Source organism: Pseudomonas citri (assembly GCF_025336485.1).
In the GTDB taxonomy this organism is placed as follows: domain Bacteria; phylum Pseudomonadota; class Gammaproteobacteria; order Pseudomonadales; family Pseudomonadaceae; genus Aquipseudomonas; species Aquipseudomonas citri.
This window is the reverse complement of the sequence record NZ_JAODAB010000008.1, coordinates 57,978-74,662: the sequence shown is the minus strand read 5'-3', so window position 1 is coordinate 74,662 and position 16,685 is coordinate 57,978. Positions and strand designations below refer to the sequence as shown.

At 64.6% G+C, this 16,685-nt stretch carries 15 protein-coding genes and 1 pseudogene; 13 read left to right on the top strand and 3 right to left on the bottom strand.

Features of this window, described 5'->3' with window-relative positions; translation table 11 throughout:
* The first annotated feature begins 31 nt into the window (after nucleotides 1-31).
* The 3 genes from N4Q37_RS11645 to trxA all read left to right on the top strand — a co-directional run bounded on the left by N4Q37_RS11645 (nucleotide 32) and on the right by trxA (nucleotide 2,106).
* Nucleotides 32-496, top strand: coding sequence for a YbaY family lipoprotein (locus N4Q37_RS11645; protein ID WP_260958090.1), 465 nt, complete (start codon nucleotides 32-34; stop codon nucleotides 494-496).
* Nucleotides 493-1,152: a class I SAM-dependent methyltransferase gene (locus N4Q37_RS11640; protein ID WP_260958088.1), complete on the top strand. Its 660-nt coding sequence runs from the start codon at nucleotides 493-495 to the stop codon at nucleotides 1,150-1,152. The genes N4Q37_RS11645 and N4Q37_RS11640 overlap by 4 nt, the downstream gene beginning before the upstream one ends.
* 81 nt (nucleotides 1,153-1,233) lie before the next feature.
* The gene (gene trxA / locus N4Q37_RS11635; protein WP_260958086.1) at nucleotides 1,234-2,106 is read left to right on the top strand and encodes a thioredoxin; all 873 of its coding nucleotides are present in this window, start codon (nucleotides 1,234-1,236) and stop codon (nucleotides 2,104-2,106) included.
* A gap of 53 nt (nucleotides 2,107-2,159) precedes the next feature.
* Here the strand turns inward: trxA and N4Q37_RS11630 are convergent, their stop codons facing one another.
* Complete coding sequence (locus N4Q37_RS11630; RefSeq protein WP_260958084.1) at nucleotides 2,160-2,531, bottom strand: hypothetical protein; 372 nt, start codon at nucleotides 2,529-2,531, stop codon at nucleotides 2,160-2,162.
* Nucleotides 2,532-2,652: 121 nt separating this feature from the next.
* Here N4Q37_RS11630 and N4Q37_RS11625 point away from each other — a divergent pair, with 121 nt between their 5' ends.
* From N4Q37_RS11625 to N4Q37_RS11605, 5 genes are all read left to right on the top strand, one after another.
* The gene (locus N4Q37_RS11625) at nucleotides 2,653-3,228 is read left to right on the top strand and encodes a DUF2796 domain-containing protein (protein WP_260958082.1); all 576 of its coding nucleotides are present in this window, start codon (nucleotides 2,653-2,655) and stop codon (nucleotides 3,226-3,228) included.
* 115 nt (nucleotides 3,229-3,343) lie between these two features.
* Nucleotides 3,344-4,054: an ABC transporter ATP-binding protein gene (locus N4Q37_RS11620; protein ID WP_260958080.1), complete on the top strand. Its 711-nt coding sequence runs from the start codon at nucleotides 3,344-3,346 to the stop codon at nucleotides 4,052-4,054.
* Nucleotide 4,055: 1 nt separating this feature from the next.
* Nucleotides 4,056-5,321, top strand: coding sequence for an ABC transporter permease (locus N4Q37_RS11615; protein ID WP_260958079.1), 1,266 nt, complete (start codon nucleotides 4,056-4,058; stop codon nucleotides 5,319-5,321).
* Between the two features lie 11 nt (nucleotides 5,322-5,332).
* Nucleotides 5,333-5,851 (top strand): DUF3299 domain-containing protein, encoded by a 519-nt coding sequence (locus N4Q37_RS11610; protein ID WP_260958077.1) that lies wholly within the window; start codon nucleotides 5,333-5,335, stop codon nucleotides 5,849-5,851.
* 182 nt (nucleotides 5,852-6,033) lie between these two features.
* Nucleotides 6,034-6,732, top strand: coding sequence for an OmpW/AlkL family protein (locus N4Q37_RS11605; RefSeq protein WP_260958075.1), 699 nt, complete (start codon nucleotides 6,034-6,036; stop codon nucleotides 6,730-6,732).
* Nucleotides 6,733-6,929: 197 nt separating this feature from the next.
* Here the strand turns inward: N4Q37_RS11605 and N4Q37_RS11600 are convergent, their stop codons facing one another.
* Together N4Q37_RS11600 and N4Q37_RS11595 are read right to left on the bottom strand one after the other, a co-directional pair.
* Nucleotides 6,930-7,859, bottom strand: coding sequence for an NAD-dependent epimerase/dehydratase family protein (locus N4Q37_RS11600; protein ID WP_260958074.1), 930 nt, complete (start codon nucleotides 7,857-7,859; stop codon nucleotides 6,930-6,932).
* A complete protein-coding gene (locus N4Q37_RS11595; protein ID WP_260958072.1) occupies nucleotides 7,852-8,736 on the bottom strand; it encodes an NAD(P)-dependent oxidoreductase in 885 nt (294 codons plus the stop codon). Before N4Q37_RS11595 ends, N4Q37_RS11600 begins: the two co-directional genes overlap by 8 nt.
* Nucleotides 8,737-9,001: 265 nt before the next feature.
* Here N4Q37_RS11595 and N4Q37_RS11590 point away from each other — a divergent pair, with 265 nt between their 5' ends.
* The 5 genes and pseudogenes from N4Q37_RS11590 to N4Q37_RS11575 all read left to right on the top strand — a co-directional run bounded on the left by N4Q37_RS11590 (nucleotide 9,002) and on the right by N4Q37_RS11575 (nucleotide 16,647).
* On the top strand, nucleotides 9,002-13,315 hold the full coding sequence (locus tag N4Q37_RS11590; protein WP_260958070.1) for a DEAD/DEAH box helicase: 4,314 nt from the start codon (nucleotides 9,002-9,004) through the stop codon (nucleotides 13,313-13,315).
* A gap of 111 nt (nucleotides 13,316-13,426) precedes the next feature.
* Nucleotides 13,427-13,498, top strand: a pseudogene (locus N4Q37_RS28100) (DUF72 domain-containing protein); the annotation flags it as partial.
* Between the two features lie 44 nt (nucleotides 13,499-13,542).
* Complete coding sequence (locus N4Q37_RS11585) at nucleotides 13,543-14,364, top strand: endonuclease/exonuclease/phosphatase family protein (protein ID WP_260958068.1); 822 nt, start codon at nucleotides 13,543-13,545, stop codon at nucleotides 14,362-14,364.
* On the top strand, nucleotides 14,361-15,659 hold the full coding sequence (gene clsB, locus N4Q37_RS11580; protein ID WP_260958066.1) for a cardiolipin synthase ClsB: 1,299 nt from the start codon (nucleotides 14,361-14,363) through the stop codon (nucleotides 15,657-15,659). The genes N4Q37_RS11585 and clsB overlap by 4 nt, the downstream gene beginning before the upstream one ends.
* A complete protein-coding gene (locus N4Q37_RS11575; RefSeq protein ID WP_260958064.1) occupies nucleotides 15,646-16,647 on the top strand; it encodes a lysylphosphatidylglycerol synthase domain-containing protein in 1,002 nt (333 codons plus the stop codon). The genes clsB and N4Q37_RS11575 overlap by 14 nt, the downstream gene beginning before the upstream one ends.
* The last annotated feature ends 38 nt before the right edge of the window (nucleotides 16,648-16,685 follow it).

Here is a 16,685-nt window from a genome sequence, read left to right as displayed (position 1 = left end):
ACTCACCGAATTCACCCCGCTGGAGCCACTCATGCCACTACGATCGCTCGTTTTGCTCAGTCTTTTCAGCCTGCTGATGGCGTGCAGCAGCGACGCCCCCAAACCCACGGCGCCCGCCGCGGCACCGGCACCGAAACAGGCGCAGCAAAAGGCCCGGCAAGCCGCCGAACTGGGGCCGCTACCCGCCTATCAACGGGAACTGAGCGGCACCCTGCAAGGCGTTCCGGCCGGCGCCGAGGTGGAATTGGCGCTGCTGGTGATCGACATTCAGGACCGTCCGCAGCAATTGCTCGCCAGCTCCACCCTGATCGGCACCAACCAGGACCTGCCCTTCCGCCTGCGCTTCAACCCCGATGCGTTCCCGGCCGACGCCCGTGTGGAACTGCGTGGTCGTGCCAGCCAGTCGGGCCAATTGATCCTGCACCTGCCGGAACAACGCATCGCCCAACCGACCACCCAGGCGCTGGGCACCCTGCGATTCGTCAAAGCCCCATGACCGCACCGCAAGACCTGCAACGGGCGCTGAGTGGGTTGCTGGGCGACGCGCGATTGGTGGCTTGTCCATTGCCCGGCGTCGACCTGGCCTTGTGGCTGATCGACGGCGACAACATGGACCGCGCCTTCAGCCCGGAGGAAACCCGGCGCATTCTTCATGAGCCGCCCTATTGGAGTTTCTGCTGGGCCAGCGGCCTGGCGATGGCCCGCTATTTGGCCGAGCAGCCGCAGTGGGTCGAAGGCAAGCGCGTGCTGGATTTTGGCGCCGGCTCTGGCGTGGCGGGCATCGCGGCGGCCAAGGCCGGGGCGCTGGAAGTGGTGGCCTGCGACCTGGACCCGTTGGCGATTGCCGCCTGCCGGGCCAATGCCGCGCTCAATGAGGTGGAACTCACCTATTCGACGGACTTCTTTGCCGAAGCCGATCGTTTCGACCTGATCCTGGTCGCCGATGTGCTCTATGACCGGGCCAACCTGCCGCTGCTCGACCAGTTCCTCAGCCGCGGCCGCGAGGCCTTGGTGGCCGACTCCCGGGTGCGTGACTTCCAGCATCCGCTGTACCGACGCATCGAAATGTTCCAGGCCATGACCCTGCCGGACCTGGCCGAGCCTGAAGAGTTCCGGCATGTGAGCCTGTACCACGCACGGCGCAAGCCCTGAAAACATCGCGAGCCGTCGCGCTTTCAGCCACCCCCCGCCAAGCCGTATAGTGACCCCATTCAAGCGTTCTACGAGATTCCCATGACCCAGGACACGCCGTACATCTTCGACGCCACCACCGCCGATTTCGACCAGTCGGTGATCGCCAACTCTTTCCACAAGCCGGTGCTGGTGGACTTCTGGGCCGAGTGGTGTGCACCGTGCAAAGCGCTGATGCCGATGCTGCAAGGCATTGCCCAGAGCTATCAGGGCGAGCTGCTGTTGGCCAAGGTCAATTGCGACATTGAACAAGACATCGTCGCCCGTTTCGGCATCCGCAGCCTGCCCACCGTGGTGCTGTTCAAGGACGGCCAGCCCGTCGACGGTTTCGCCGGGGCCCAGCCGGAATCCGCAGTGCGGGCAATGCTCGAACCCCACGTGCAGATGCCACCGCCGGCCGCAGCCGATCCGTTCGAACAGGCCCAGGCGCTGTTCGACGAAGGGCGTTTCGCCGATGCCGAAGCCGTGCTCACGGTGCTGTTGGGCGAAGACAACACCAACGCCAAGGCGCTGATCCTCTATGCTCGCTGCCTGACCGAGCGTGGGGAACTGGGCGAAGCGCAGACCGTACTCGACGCGGTAAAGAGCGACGAACACAAAGCCGCATTGGCCGGGGCCAAGGCGCAGATCAAGTTCCTCGGCCTGGCCCGCGACCTGCCCGACGCCGCCGACCTCAAGGCCCGCCTGGCGAAAGATCCGCAGGATGATGAGGCGGTGTATCAACTGGCGATCCAGCAACTGGCGCGCCAGCAGTACGAAGCCGCCCTGGAAGCCCTGCTCAAACTGTTCATCCGCAACCGCAGCTACAGCGAAGGTCTGCCGCACAAGACGCTGCTGCAAGTGTTCGAACTGCTGGGCAACGACCACCCGTTGGTGGCGACTTATCGGCGCCGGTTGTTTGCGGCGCTGTATTAAAGGGGCATTAAAGGGGCAGTTGCGAGCGGCAAGCTTCGAGCGACAAGCTGGATTTAGCTTGCCGCTTGCGGCTTGTCGTTTACCGCTCCAACCCAACTATAGAGCGGTGTATCGGCGCCGCTCAGCACCTTGACCTCGGCGCTGTGACGCAACCGCACCAATAGCCGTTTGCCCGCCGAAGCGCTGCCCGTCAGACCTTCGAGCTGTTCCAGCAGCTCTGGGCCGCTCAATTGGCCGGCCTTGCGGAGTAATTGCCGGGCGGCCTGCCACAACGCATCGTCCTGATTCACCGGTTTGGCCGCAGGCGCTGCCCTGTCCGGTTTGACCGCCTGCAACTGTGCGCCGAGTTGCGCCCAGTCGCCCTCATCCATTTCGATCGACAAGTCCACTGGCCAATCGCCGACGGTTCCGCGTATCCGCAACATTGCCCTGCTCCTGTAAATTTCATGTGCGCATGCTCCCACGGGCCTTGCGCGACGCCAAGCAGACGGTCAAACTCTGCGCAGTTTCGTTATAAGATTACATAACCTTTCCCGGAGACTCGTCATGCGTCGTCTGCTTCTCGCTTTGCCGTTCGCCCTGTTGCCATTGGCTGTCGCTCATGCGGCTGTCGAGCATGACCACGATCATGAGCACGGTAGCCTGGGTGCCCATGAACACGGTGTCGCCCGTCTCAACGCCTCGCTGGACGGCGAGATCCTGGAACTGGAGTTGGACAGCCCGGCGATGAACCTGGTGGGGTTCGAACACGCCGCCACCAGCGATGCCGACAAGGCCAAGGTGGCCGCCATCCGGGCGAAGCTGGAGAAGCCGGCGGCGCTGATCAATCTGGCCGATGCCAAATGCTCCCTGGAGCAACAGGAACTGGAAAGCCCGTTGTTCGGCGACGAACCGGGCCACGAGGAGCATGCGGAAGAGGCCGATGAAGATGGCCACGAACACAGCGAAATCCACGCCCACTACCAGTTCCGTTGCGTCGCGCCGGGCTCCTTGACACATCTGAACCTGGCGCCGCTGTTCCAGATCTTCCCAGCCACCCAGAAAGTCCTGGTGCAACTGGTCGGCCCGAACGGACAGCAAGGTGGGGAAGTGACGGCTGCGGCGCCCACCTTGAAATTCTGATTCACTGCATAACCCCATGTGGGAGAACTTTGTGGGGAGTCCTGTGGGAGCTTTGTCCCCACAGGTTCACACTTGCACAGGTCTCCCGCAGGTCTACCTTTTGAAATCGGCAAACATGACCCAAGCACTCATCGAACTGTCCGACCTGGGTTTCAGTTGGCCCGGGCATCCGCCCTTGCTGGATATCCCGGCGTTTCGCCTCGAAGCGGGCGAGACCTTGTTCCTCAAGGGCCCCAGCGGCAGCGGCAAGACCACGCTGCTGGGGCTCCTGGGCGGTGTGCAGATGCCCGATCGCGGCAGCATCCGCCTGCTCGGCCAGGCCCTCACCGAACTGAACGCCAGCGCGCGGGACCGCTTTCGCGTGGACCATACGGGCTATATCTTCCAGCAGTTCAACCTGCTGCCGTTTCTCTCGGTGCGCGAGAACGTCGAGCTGCCCTGCCACTTTTCCAAACTGCGCGCCCGACGCGCCATCCAGCGCCATGGCAGCGTCGATCAAGCCGCCGCCACGTTGCTGGCACACCTGGGCTTGAACGATCCGAACCTGCTGGAACGCCGCGCCGACTCGCTGTCCATCGGTCAGCAGCAACGGGTTGCCGCCGCCCGGGCACTGATCGGCCAGCCGGAACTGGTGATCGCCGACGAACCGACCTCGGCCCTGGACTACGACGCCCGGGAAAACTTCCTGCGGCTGCTGTTCGCCGAATGCCGCGAGGCCGGATCAAGCCTGTTGTTCGTCAGCCACGACCAGAGCCTGGCACCGCTGTTCGACCGCAACCTGTCGCTGGCCGATCTCAATCGCGCCGCCACGCCACTCGAGGTCTGAGATGTATCTGTTCCGTCTAGCCATGGCCAGCCTGGCGAACCGTCGCTTCACCGCGTTCCTCACGGCGTTCGCCATCGCCCTTTCGGTGTGCCTGCTGCTGGCGGTGGAGCGAGTGCGCACCGAGGCGCGGGCCAGTTTCGCCAGCACCATCAGCGGCACCGACCTGATCGTCGGCGCTCGCTCCGGCTCCGTGAACCTGCTGCTGTATTCGGTGTTTCGCATCGGCAACGCCACCAACAACATCCGTTGGGACAGCTTCGAACACTTCGCCAACAACCCGAAAGTGAAGTGGGCGATTCCCATGTCCCTCGGCGATTCCCACCGCGGCTACCGGGTGATGGGCACCACCGAAGCTTATTTCGAGCATTACCAGTACGGCCGCCAGCAACACCTGGAACTGGCCGAAGGCCGGGCCTTCGCCAGCGATCCGTTCGAAGTGGTGCTCGGCGCCGAAGTAGCCGAGTCCCTGCACTACAAGCTTGGCGACAAACTGGTGTTGGCCCACGGCGTCGCCGCGATCAGCCTGGTCAAGCACGACGACAAGCCGTTCACCGTGGTCGGGATACTCAAGCGCACCGGCACCCCGGTGGACCGCACGCTGCACATCAGCCTCGGCGGCATGGAAGCGATCCACATCGACTGGAAGAACGGCGTGCCGGCCCAGGGCAATGGCCGCATCAGCGCCGACCAGGCGCGCAACATGGACCTCACGCCCCAGGCGATCACCGCGTTCATGCTCGGCCTCAACAGCAAGATCTCGACTTTTGCCTTGCAGCGCGAAATCAATGAATTCCGTGGCGAACCGCTGCTGGCAATCCTGCCCGGCGTGGCCTTGCAGGAGTTGTGGAGCCTGATGGGCACAGCGGAAAAAGCCTTGTTCGTGATCTCGCTGTTCGTGGTGTTGACCGGGTTGATCGGCATGCTCACGGCAATTCTCACCAGCCTCAACGAACGTCGTCGGGAAATGGCGATCCTGCGTTCGGTCGGCGCCCGGCCATGGCACATCGCGACGTTACTGGTGCTCGAGGCGTTTGCGCTGGCCCTGGCCGGGGTCACCGCCGGGCTGGCGCTGTTGTACATCGGCATCGCGGGCGCCCAGGGTTACGTGCAGTCGGCCTATGGCTTGTACCTGCCGCTGGGCTGGCCGAGCGAGTATGAATGGACGCTCATGGCTGGCATCCTGCTCGCCGCCCTGTTGATGGGCTGCGTGCCGGCCTGGCGCGCCTATCGCCAATCGCTGGCCGACGGCCTGTCGATCCGTCTATGAGGATGTTGAAAATGCCCCGCGTCCTGTTTGCGCTGTTGATGATGATCGCCCTGCCGTTGTGGGCGGCCGAGCCGAGGGACCTGGCCTGGACCGAAATGATCCCGGCGGGCGCACCGCCGGAAGTGCCAAACATGACGCCGCTGCACGACCTGTCGAAGATGAGCGACGCGCTGTCCGCCGAGTCGGCACCGGCGGCCAGGCAGGACTTGCCCAACGCGCCGGTGGTCAAGGAACTCGACGGCTTGCAGGTTCGCCTGCCGGGCTACATCGTGCCGCTGGAAGTCAGCGAGGAAGGTCGCACCACTGACTTCTTGCTGGTGCCGTATTTCGGCGCCTGCATCCACGTGCCGCCACCGCCGTCGAACCAGATCGTCCATGTGAAAAGCGAGGTCGGGGTCAAGCTCGATGAGCTGTACCAGCCGTACTGGGTCGAGGGGCCGATGCAGGTCAAGCCGTCCACCAGTGAGCTGGCCGATGCCGGTTACCAGATGGAGGCGCAGAAGATTTATGTATATGAGCTGCCGGAGTGAAACCGGTGGTCATGGGGGATGATGAGAGAGCCTGCTCGCGATAAGGCGCTCAAGCTTTCTCATCAATGCTTTTATTGAGCTGAGTCAATTTATCAGCCCTGCCCCATTGAGCTGTGTCAAAAGACCGGGCCAGAGGGCTTCGTAGGATGGGCCACCAACTTTCGATGCCCTCTGGAGCCCCCATGCACAAGTCACTGCTCAGCGCTTCCCTCGTCGCCCTCGCCCTTGCCGCCCCTCTTGCCCAGGCCCATACGTCCGGGGACATCATCGTTCGCGCCGGTGCCATCACCGTGAACCCGGAAGCCGACAGCTCCAGCGTCAAGGTTGACCGTGGCCCGCTGGCTGGCGCCGACCTGGGCGGCAAGGCGACCATGAGCAGCGACACCCAGTTGGGCTTGAACTTCGCCTACATGATCACCGACAACCTGGGTATCGAACTGCTCGCGGCCTCGCCGTTCGAGCACGACGTGAAAATCAAAGGCACCGCCCTGGGCGCGGCCAATAACAAGCTCGGCACCCTCAAGCACCTGCCACCAACCCTGAGCCTGGTCTACTACCCGCTCGACGCCAAGTCGGCGTTCCAGCCGTATGTCGGCGCCGGTATCAACTACACCTGGATCTACGACGAACACGTCGGCAGCGAAGCCAGCGCCAACGGCTTCAGCAATTTCCGCGCGAGCAATAGTTGGGGCCTGGCCTGGCAAGTGGGCGCTGACTACATGCTGACCGACAACATCATGATCAACGGCCAGATCCGCTACATCGACATCGATACCACCGCGTATGTGGACAACAACGCCGTGGCCGGTGGTACCCGGGCCAAGGTGGATGTGGATGTGGACCCGTTCGTCTACATGGTGGGGTTGGGCTACAAGTTCTAAACGGCAACGCAATGACAAGCTGACAACACATCCTGTGGGAGCAAAGCTTGCTCGCGATTGGGGAAAATCAGTCGACATCTATATTGACTGGCGCACCGCAATCGCGAGCAAGCGTTGCTCCCACAGGTTTTGTGCTGTTTGATCCTTGACTGACCGGCATTACCCCGAAAGGCGCCTTTACTTATGGCAGCTGTAACTCAGCGCCCCAGCAACCGCGCCAACCCCACGCTCATCGGTGTTTGCGCCGGAAAGCTGAAACGCTGCAACAACCGATGATTATCCGCCCGGGAATGCTTGATGTCCCCCGAACGCGCCGGGCCGTAGCTGATCGGCGGTAGATCGCCGACCACGGCGGCCAGGGCCTGGAGCATCTGCTTGAGGGTCGTGGCCTGGTTCCAACCGACGTTCACCGCGCCCACTTCCACCTCGGGTTTGTCGATGGCTTGCACCAGCAAGTCCACCAGGTCTTCGACGTAGACGAAATCCCGGGTCTGCTCGCCATCGCCGAACACGGTGATCGGCAGGCCTTTCTGCGCCCGTTCACTGAAGATGCTGATGACCCCGGAATACGGGGAGGACGGATCCTGGCGCGGGCCATAGATGTTGAAGAAGCGGAACACCACCGGTTCCAGGCCGTGCTGGCGACGATAGAAGTCCAGGTAGAACTCGCTGGCCAGTTTGTCCGAGGCATACGGGGTGAGCGGGGCCTTGGGCGTGTCTTCGTCGATGGACTCGCCTTCGCCGTTGTTGCCGTAGACCGCTGCACTGGAGGCGAACAGCACCCGCTTCACGCCGTTCTGGCGCATGGCTTCGCAGACATTCAGGGTGCCGATGAAATTGCTCTGGTGGGTGCGCACCGGATCGTCCACCGAGGCTTGCACCGAGGCCACGGCCGCCAGGTGCGCCACGGCGCTGCAACCGGCCATGGCCCGGGCGACCAGGGCGGCATCGGCGACGTCGCCTTCGATCAGTTCGACCGCCGGGTTGTCCAGCGGCAGGTTGCTGCGCTTGCCGGTGGACAGATCATCGAGAATACGCACCGAATGCCCTTTGGCGAGCAAGGCGTCGGTCAGGTGCGAACCAATGAAACCCGCGCCGCCGGTGATTAAAACAGGGCCTTCAGCCATGGCGATAAAACCTATCCAGTAAAGCCGGGAGCGCCGCGCGCCAGGCGCGGGGCTTGATCCCGAAGGTGTGCAGAATTTTCTTGCAGGCCAGGACCGCGTGCTGCGGTTCTTCGGCAGCGTCCGGCCTGGCGGCGTGGGCCTGGGGGGTCGGCGACTCGATGGCCAGCGGATGCAGGGCACGGGCCTCGGTGAGGATCGCCTGGCCCAGCGCCAGCGGCGTGGTCGCCTCGTGACCGGCGTAATGATAGGTGCCCCACAGTGGCGCGGCGCAATCGAGTTGCTTGAGCACCGAGATGATCACCCGCGCCGCATCGTCCACGGGCGTCGGGTTACCGCGGCGATCGTCCGCCAGCAGCAGTTCTTCGGGCTGTTCGGCCCGGGCCAGGAAACGCCCGAGGATACCGTCGCTGCTGTCGTCCAGCAGCCAGCCGAAACGCAACAGCACATGTTGCGGACAGGTGGCGCGCACGCTTTGCTCGATGCGCCACAGCGCCTGGCCACGCAGGCCCAGGGGCACCGGCTCGTCTTTTTCGCTGTAGGCGGTGGCGCGGGAACCGTCGAACACCCGGTAGCTCGAAGGCTGCACCAGGATGATCTCATGATGCTGGCAGAGCTCAGCCAGGCGCTCGACGGCCCGCTCCTGGCCGGCCAGGCGCTGCTCGCTGACGGTTTCGGCCTGGAACCAGTCGAAGTAGTACGCCAGGTTGATCAAGGCGTCCGGCCGGGTATCGTCGAGCAGTTGGGTCAGGCTCGCGGCATCCCAACCGTTTTCAGGAGGGCGGGGGGCAAGAAAACCGATGTCTTCTTCTGCACCGAGGCGAATCAGCGCCTGCCCAAGGGCATTTCCGCCGCCCAGTAACATAAGGCGCATTCGCATAAAGTCAGCAGGCCCAGTCTGTTGGCACGAGAATTTGATCGACGACGCCCGCAGGCGTCGCCGGAATCGTTGCATTTTGCGGGTTTAGTGCGCAACCGTCATCCGTAAAGTGCAGACCTTCGGGTTTGACCGGTTTTCAAGGCTGAAACTTATCTTGTGGCGAGGGGATTTATCCCCTCGCCACAGAGGAGTATCGACTTCAGGTTCTGCACAGATTCCTGACGGTACTTGCATCTTCCCCAAGCCCGCCGCATAAACTGCCCACATGAATCTGCCCCTAGCAGCCGACCACGCCATGGCAGGCTTTCACCCCGCCGTTCGCGCCTGGTTCAGCCAGACCTTCCCAGCAGTCACGGCCGCCCAGGCCCAGGCGTGGCCGTTGATCGGCCAACGCCGCTCGACCCTGGTGGCGGCGCCCACCGGCTCGGGCAAGACCCTGACGGCGTTTCTCGCGGTGCTCGACGATCTGGTGCACCGCGGCCTGGAACAGGGTGGCCTACCGGACCAGACCCTGGTGGTCTACGTCTCGCCGCTCAAGGCCCTGAGCAACGACATCCAGATCAACCTGCAAAACCCACTGGCCGGCATCACCGAACAATTGCGGCGAATGGACCTGCCACCCCTGCACATCACCACCGCCGTGCGCACCGGCGACACGCCGCAAAAAGACCGCTCGGCGATGCGCAAGAGCGCACCGCACATCCTGGTCACCACCCCCGAGTCGCTCTACGTGCTGCTCGGTTCCGATTCCGGTCGACAGATGCTCGCCAGCACCCGCACGGTGATCGTCGACGAGATCCACGCCATCGCGGCCAGCAAGCGCGGCAGCCACCTGGCCTTGAGCCTGGAGCGCTTGCAGGCGTTGTGCGCCGAACCGCTGATGCGCATCGGCCTGTCCGCCACGCAAAAGCCCATCGAAGCGGTGTCACGCTTTCTCGTCGGCGAGGGACGCGCCTGCGACATCGTCGACATCGGCCACGCCCGCCCCCGGGACCTGGACATCGAGGTGCCGCCAGTGCCGCTCTCGGCGGTGATGGCCAACGACGTGTGGGAACTGGTCTACAACCGCCTCGCCGAACTGGCCCGCGAACACCGCACCACCCTGGTGTTCGTCAACACCCGGCGCCTGGCCGAACGCCTGACCCGGCACCTGAGCGAACGCCTGGGCAAGGCTGCCGTGGCCGCCCACCACGGCAGCCTGGCCAAGGAGTTTCGCCTCGACGCCGAACAACGCCTCAAGCGCGGCGAATTGCAGGTGCTGATCGCCACTGCGTCCCTGGAACTGGGCATCGACATCGGCGACGTCGACCTCGTCTGCCAGATTGCCTCGCCCCGTTCGGTCTCGGCGTTCCTGCAACGGGTCGGCCGTTCCGGGCACCAGGTCGGTGGCACGCCCAAGGGACGCCTGTTCGCCACCACCCGCGACGATTTGATCGAATGCGCCGCCCTGCTCGATTGCGTGCGTCGCGGCGAACTCGACATCCTGCACATTCCCAAGGCACCGCTGGACGTACTGGCCCAGCAGATCGTCGCCGAAGTCAGTTGCCAGGAATGGCCGGAACAGGCATTGCTGGAGATTTTCCGCCGCGCCTCGCCCTACGCGGAACTGGACGAAGGCCATTACCAGGCGCTGTTGCAGATGCTCGCCGAAGGCTTCAATGGCCGCCAGGGTTTGCGCAGTGCGTACCTGCACCGGGACGCCGTCGCTCGCACCTTGCGCGGTCGCCGGGGCAGCAAGCTGACGGCGGTGACCAGCGGCGGCACCATCCCGGACAACGCCGACTACAGCGTGCTGCTCGAACCCCAGGGCTTGAACATTGGCAGCGTCAACGAAGACTTCGCGGTGGAGAGCATTGCCGGCGACGTGTTCCAGCTGGGCAATACCTCCTATCGGATCATTCGTGTCGAGACCGGCCGCGTGCGGGTCGAGGATGCCCAGGGCCAGCCGCCGACCATCCCGTTCTGGCTCGGCGAGGCCCCCGGGCGCAGCGCCGAGCTGTCCCAGGCCGTGGCCCGCCTGCAAGCGCAGCTCGATCGACTGCTCGGCGCCACGCCGGGCGATCTGCAACCGGCCCTGGACTGGCTGACCGGCACCTTGCAACTGAACCTGGCCAGCGCCGAACAACTGGTGGATTACCTGGCCCCGGCGCGCCTGGCCTTCGGCGCCCTGCCGTCCCAGGACACGCTGCTGATGGAGCGCTTCTTCGACGAGTCCGGCGGCACGCAACTGATCATCCACACACCGTTCGGCAGCCGTATCAACCGCGCCTGGGGCCTGGCCCTGCGCAAACGCTTCTGCCGCACCTTCAACTTCGAATTGCAGGCTGCCGCCAGCGAGGACGCGATCGTGCTGTCGCTGTCCACCAGCCACAGTTTTGAATTGGACGAAGTCTGGCGCTACCTCAACAGCCGCAGCGCCCAACAGATCCTGGTGCAGGCGGTGCTCGATGCGCCGCTGTTTGGCGTGCGCTGGCGCTGGAATGCCAGCGTGGCCCTGGCCTTGCCGCGCTATGCCAGCGGGCGCAAGGTCGCGCCGCAGATCCAGCGGATGAAAAGCGAAGACCTGATCGCCAGCGTCTTCCCCGACCAGATCGCCTGCCTGGAAAACCTCGCCGGCGAGCGCGAGATCCCCGACCATCCGCTGGTGGAACAGACCCTCGACGACTGCCTGCACGAGGCCATGGACAGCGAAGGTTGGCTGGCCCTGTTGCGGCGCATGGAAGCGGGCGACGTTCGCCTGGTCAGCCGCGACCTGCCGGCGCCCTCGCCGTTGGCGGCAGAGATCCTCAGCGCCCGCCCCTATACCTTCCTCGATGACACGCCGCTGGAAGAACGCCGCACCCAAGCGGTGATCAACCGGCGCTGGAGCGATCCGCAATCCACCGATGACCTCGGCGCGCTGGACGCCGAGGCCATCCAGTCGGTCCGGGACGAAGCCTGGCCGGCGCCGGCCAACCTCGATGAAATGCACGAGGCGCTGATGAGCCTGGCCTGCATCGCCGACAGTGAAGCCGATGCACATCCATCGTGGCGGGATTGGTTACAGGCGCTGGCCGAGCGCGGCCGGGCCAGCCACGTGAAGATCAGCGCCGAGCGCGGCCTGTGGGTGGCGCTGGAACGGTTGACCTGCCTGCAAGCGATTTATCCACAGGGCCGCTGGCAGCCCGCCCTGGCGTCCCTGGCCGGTTTCGATGAAACCTGGGACGGCGACGAAGCCGTGGTGGAAGTGCTCCGGGCCCGGCTCAGTGCCTTTGGTCCGTTGCCGGTGAAGGCCATCGCCTACCCGTTGGGGCTGTCGACCGCGCAAGTCACCCAGGCCCTGGCGCACCTGGAGCAGCAAGGCTATGTGCTGCGTGGCCGCTTCACCCCGGGCACCGGGCAAGAGGAATGGTGCGAACGGCATTTGCTCGCGCGGATCCATCGCTACACGGTCAAACGCCTGCGCCGGGAAATCGAGCCGGTGATGTTGCAGGACTTCATGCGCTTCCTGTTCGACTGGCAGCACGTGTCACCCGCGACCCAGGGCCGGGGCAATGCCGTGCTGCCGTCGATCCTGGGCCAGTTCGAAGGCTACCCGGCCGCCGCTTCCGCCTGGGACAGCGATTTGCTGCCGGCACGGATCAAGGACTATTCGCCCACCTGGCTCGATGAGTCGTGCCGCAGCGGCAAATGGGTATGGACGCGCCTGAGCGCTCGCCAGAAGCCCGCCGCCAGTGCCCTGCGCAGCACGCCGGTGGTGTTGCTGCCGCGCAGCCAGGTGACGTTGTGGAGCAGCCTGGCCGAGCAAACCGCCCTGGAGGAATTGTCGCCCAAGACGCAAAAAGTCCATCAAGCCCTCAGCGAACACGGTGCGCTGTTCTTCGATGAGCTGGCGCACGAAGCGCACCTGCTGCGCAGCGAACTGGAGATCGCCTTGCAGGAACTGGTGGGCGCCGGGCTGGTGAATGCCGACAGCTTCGCCGGCCTGCGCGCACTGATTACCCCGACCAGCAAACGCCAGGCCCGCAGCAGCCGGCGCGGGCGCGGGGCGTTCGTCGGCGGCATGGAGGACGCCGGGCGCTGGGCCTTGTTGCGCCGCAGCCAACCCGCGCCGATGGACGGCAAGCGTCCCGCGCCCACCGCGCCCGAGACCCTGGAACACATCGCCATGACCCTGCTGCGCCGTTACGGCGTGGTGTTCTGGCGCTTGCTGGAGCGCGAGGCTGACTGGCTACCGAGCTGGCGCGAGTTGTTGCGCACCTTCCATCGCCTGGAGGCGCGCGGGGAGATTCGTGGCGGACGCTTTGTCAGCAGCCTGGCGGGCGAGCAATTCGCCCTGCCCGAAGCCATCGCGCTGCTGCGCGAAACCCGCCGTCGCCCCACCGATGGCAGCCTGGTGGCGGTGTGCGGCGTCGACCCGCTGAACCTGGCCGGCACCCTGCTGCCGGGGGCGAAAGTGCCGGCACTGGCGAGCAATCGGCTGGTGTACCGCGATGGGTTGCCAGTGGCGGCGCAGATCGCGGGCAAACAGCACCTGTGGCTGGAGCTGGATGCCCAGGGGATGGCTGAGATCAGGAGCAAGCTCATTCAGAGGGGTTGAGACCCGCCGCCCTGCCACCCAACCGCTGGTAATCCCACCGAAACTTTCCGCGCCACACGACAGTCATCCAAAGACACAAGCGCTGCGAGGTCATCGGCACGGGAGGGAGGCATGACGGCGATCCACATTGGCATTTCCGGTTGGCGCTACACGCCCTGGCGGGGGGGATTTCCACCCCAAGGGGCTCGCCACTGTGCCCGGCGAGCTCCGGCCGAGGGAGTGTTGCCATGACGCTTGAATCCACCGAAGCGACCCGCGAACCGACCCAGGAGCCGACTCAGAATCAGGCCCATGGCCTTGAGCGGATCAGCCGTTTCACGGTCCTGACGGTCAACACCCATAAAGGCTTCACCGCGCTGAACCGCCGCTTCATCCTGCCGGAACTGCGCGAAGCGGTGCGCAGCGTGTCCGCCGACGTGGTGTTCTTGCAGGAAGTCCACGGCGCCCACGAACACCACCCGCAGCGCTACAGCAACTGGCCGAGCATGCCGCAATACGAGTTCCTGGCCGACAGCCTCTGGCCACAATTCGCCTACGGCCGCAACGCGGTGTACCCGGCGGGCGATCACGGCAACGCGCTGCTGTCGAAATTCCAAATCATTCGCCACGAGAACCTGGACGTGTCCATCAGCGGCCACGAAAGCCGGGGCATGCTCCACAGCGTATTGCGCCTGCCGGGGGGCGACGGGCCGCAGATCCACGCCATTTGCGTGCACCTGGGCTTGCGTGAAGGTCATCGCGTCGAACAGCTGAAACTGCTGTGCAAGCGCCTGGGCGAACTGCCGCCCGAGGCGCCGGTGATCGTCGCCGGAGATTTCAACGATTGGCGCAGCAAGGCCAACGACCTGCTCGAACCCTGCGGCCTGCGGGAAGTGTTCGCCGAGCACCTGGGCAAACCGGCCCGCAGCTTTCCGGCGCGCCTGCCACTCCTGCGCCTGGACCGCATCTACGTACGCAACCTCAAGGCCCATCATCCCAAGGTGTTGAGCGTACGACCCTGGTCGCACCTGTCCGACCACGCACCGCTGTCGGTGGAGATCGAGCTATGAGCGCGACGCTGAACAAGGCCTCCGTGGAACAGATCGAGGTCGCGCCCAGCGAACGCGACCCGGCGCTGGCCGACATCGAGTACGGCTGGCACGGCAACAACCGCGTCACCCTGCTGGAGAATGGCGAAGCATATTTCCCACGGGTCTTCGAAGCCATTCGCCGGGCCGAGCAGGAGATTCTGCTGGAGACCTTCATTCTGTTCGAGGACAAGGTCGGCAACGAACTGCGCGACCTGCTGGTGGACGCCGCACGGCGCGGCGTGCGCATCGCCGTCAGCCTCGATGGCTTTGGCTGCGGTGAACTGACCACCGGTTTCCTGGCATCGCTGAGCGATGCGGGGGTGCGCTTGCAGATATTCGATCCGGCGCCCCGCCACCTGGGGATCCGCACCAACTGGTTCCGCCGCCTGCACCGCAAAGTCGTGGTGGTGGATGGGGTGATTGCGTTCATTGGCGGGATCAATTTCTCCGTTGACCACTTGGGCGACTTCGGCCCCGAGGCCAAGCAGGATTATTCCGTGGAGATCAAGGGCCCGGCGGTGGTGGACATCCATCACTTCGCCCTGGTGCAGAGCGGCCGGCCTTCGCGGGCCAAGTACTGGTGGCAACGCCGCCGCAGCCGGCGTAGCGAACTGGCGTTCAGCGAGCATGACGGCCAGGTGCGCCTGGTCTATCGCGATAACCACGAGCACCAGACCGACATCGAGGAAATCTATCTGCAAGTGCTGCGCGGCGCCCGACGCCGGGTGGTGATCGCCAACGCCTATTTTTTCCCGGGCTATCGGCTCCTGCGCGAGATCCGCAACGCGGCGCGACGCGGCGTGGAGGTGCGGCTGATCCTGCAGGGCCAGCCGGACATGATGATCGCCAAGCTCGCCGCCCGGATGCTCTACAGCTACCTGCTCCAGGCCGGGGTGGTGATCTACGAATATTGCGAGCGACCGCTGCATGGCAAGGTCGCGCTGGTGGACGAGGATTGGAGCACCGTGGGTTCGAGCAACCTCGACCCGCTGAGCCTGTCGCTGAACCTGGAAGCCAACGTGCTGATCCGCGACCGGACCTTCAACCGTGAGCTGTTCCAACGCCTCGACGACCTGAGCCGCCACCATTGCACCGTCATGCCCAAGGACCACGCACCGCGAGGCCTGCTGTGGCGCATGACCATCGGTTTTCTGGTGTTCCACTTCCTGCGCCATTTCCCGGCCTGGGCCGGCTGGCTGCCGGCGCATAAACCCCGCCTGAAACCTTTTTCGCCGCCAACGGCGGTCCGGAGCGAACCCCATGAACCACTCTGAAGCGCACACCGCGCCAAGAGCTGCCCATGGGCCGGATCAAGCCCGGTCCAAGTCACGCTGGAGCCGCTGGAAAAGACCGCTGACCCTGGCCTTCTTCCTGTTGCTGATCGTCCTGTTCACCACATTGGCCCGCCGCATCGACTGGTCGGAAGTGTTCGCCACCCTCGCTGACTTCAAGGTGCGCACCTTGATCATCGCCGCCACGCTGACGGTCATCAGTTTCCTCACCTATGCCTGTTTCGATCTGATCGGCCGCACCTACATCCGCCAGAAACTGGGTTGGCGGCAGATCCTGCCCGTGGGGGTTATCAGCTATGCCTTCAACCTCAACCTCAGTGCCTGGGTCGGCGGCATCGCCATGCGCTACCGGCTGTATTCGCGCCTGGGGGTCAGTACCGGCAACATCGCCAAGATCCTTGGCCTGAGCCTGGCAACCAACTGGTTCGGCTACATGACCCTCGCGGGCGTGGTGTTCAGCAGCGGCCTGGTGACCCTGCCGCCGGGCTGGAAGCTGAGCAGCCATGCGTTGCAGGGCGTGGGCGTGCTCCTGTTGCTGGCGAGCGCCGGTTACCTGCTGGCCTGTCGCTTTTCCAATCGCCGGGCCTGGACGATCCGCGGCATGGAAATCAACCTGCCGTCCCTGCGCATGGCCGTTCTGCAACTGGCGTTGGGCGCGCTGAACTGGTCGCTGATGGCGGCGGTGATCTTCACCTTGCTGCCCAGCAAACTGGACTACCCGGTGGTGCTGGGGGTGTTGTTGATCAGCAGCATCGCCGGGGTCATCACCCACATTCCGGCGGGGCTTGGGGTACTGGAGGCGGTGTTCGTCGCGCTGTTGCAGCATGACGTTTCGCGGGGCAGCCTGCTGGCGGGGCTGATCGCCTACCGGGCGATCTACTTCATCCTGCCGTTGCTGATCACGGTGGTGATGTACCTGGTGATCGAGGCGAAGGCCAAGGCACTGCGGGTCAGGCCGGGGCCCAAGTGAGTGGTTGCCGGCTCTGGTCTGCTGGCGAAGACGGCAGC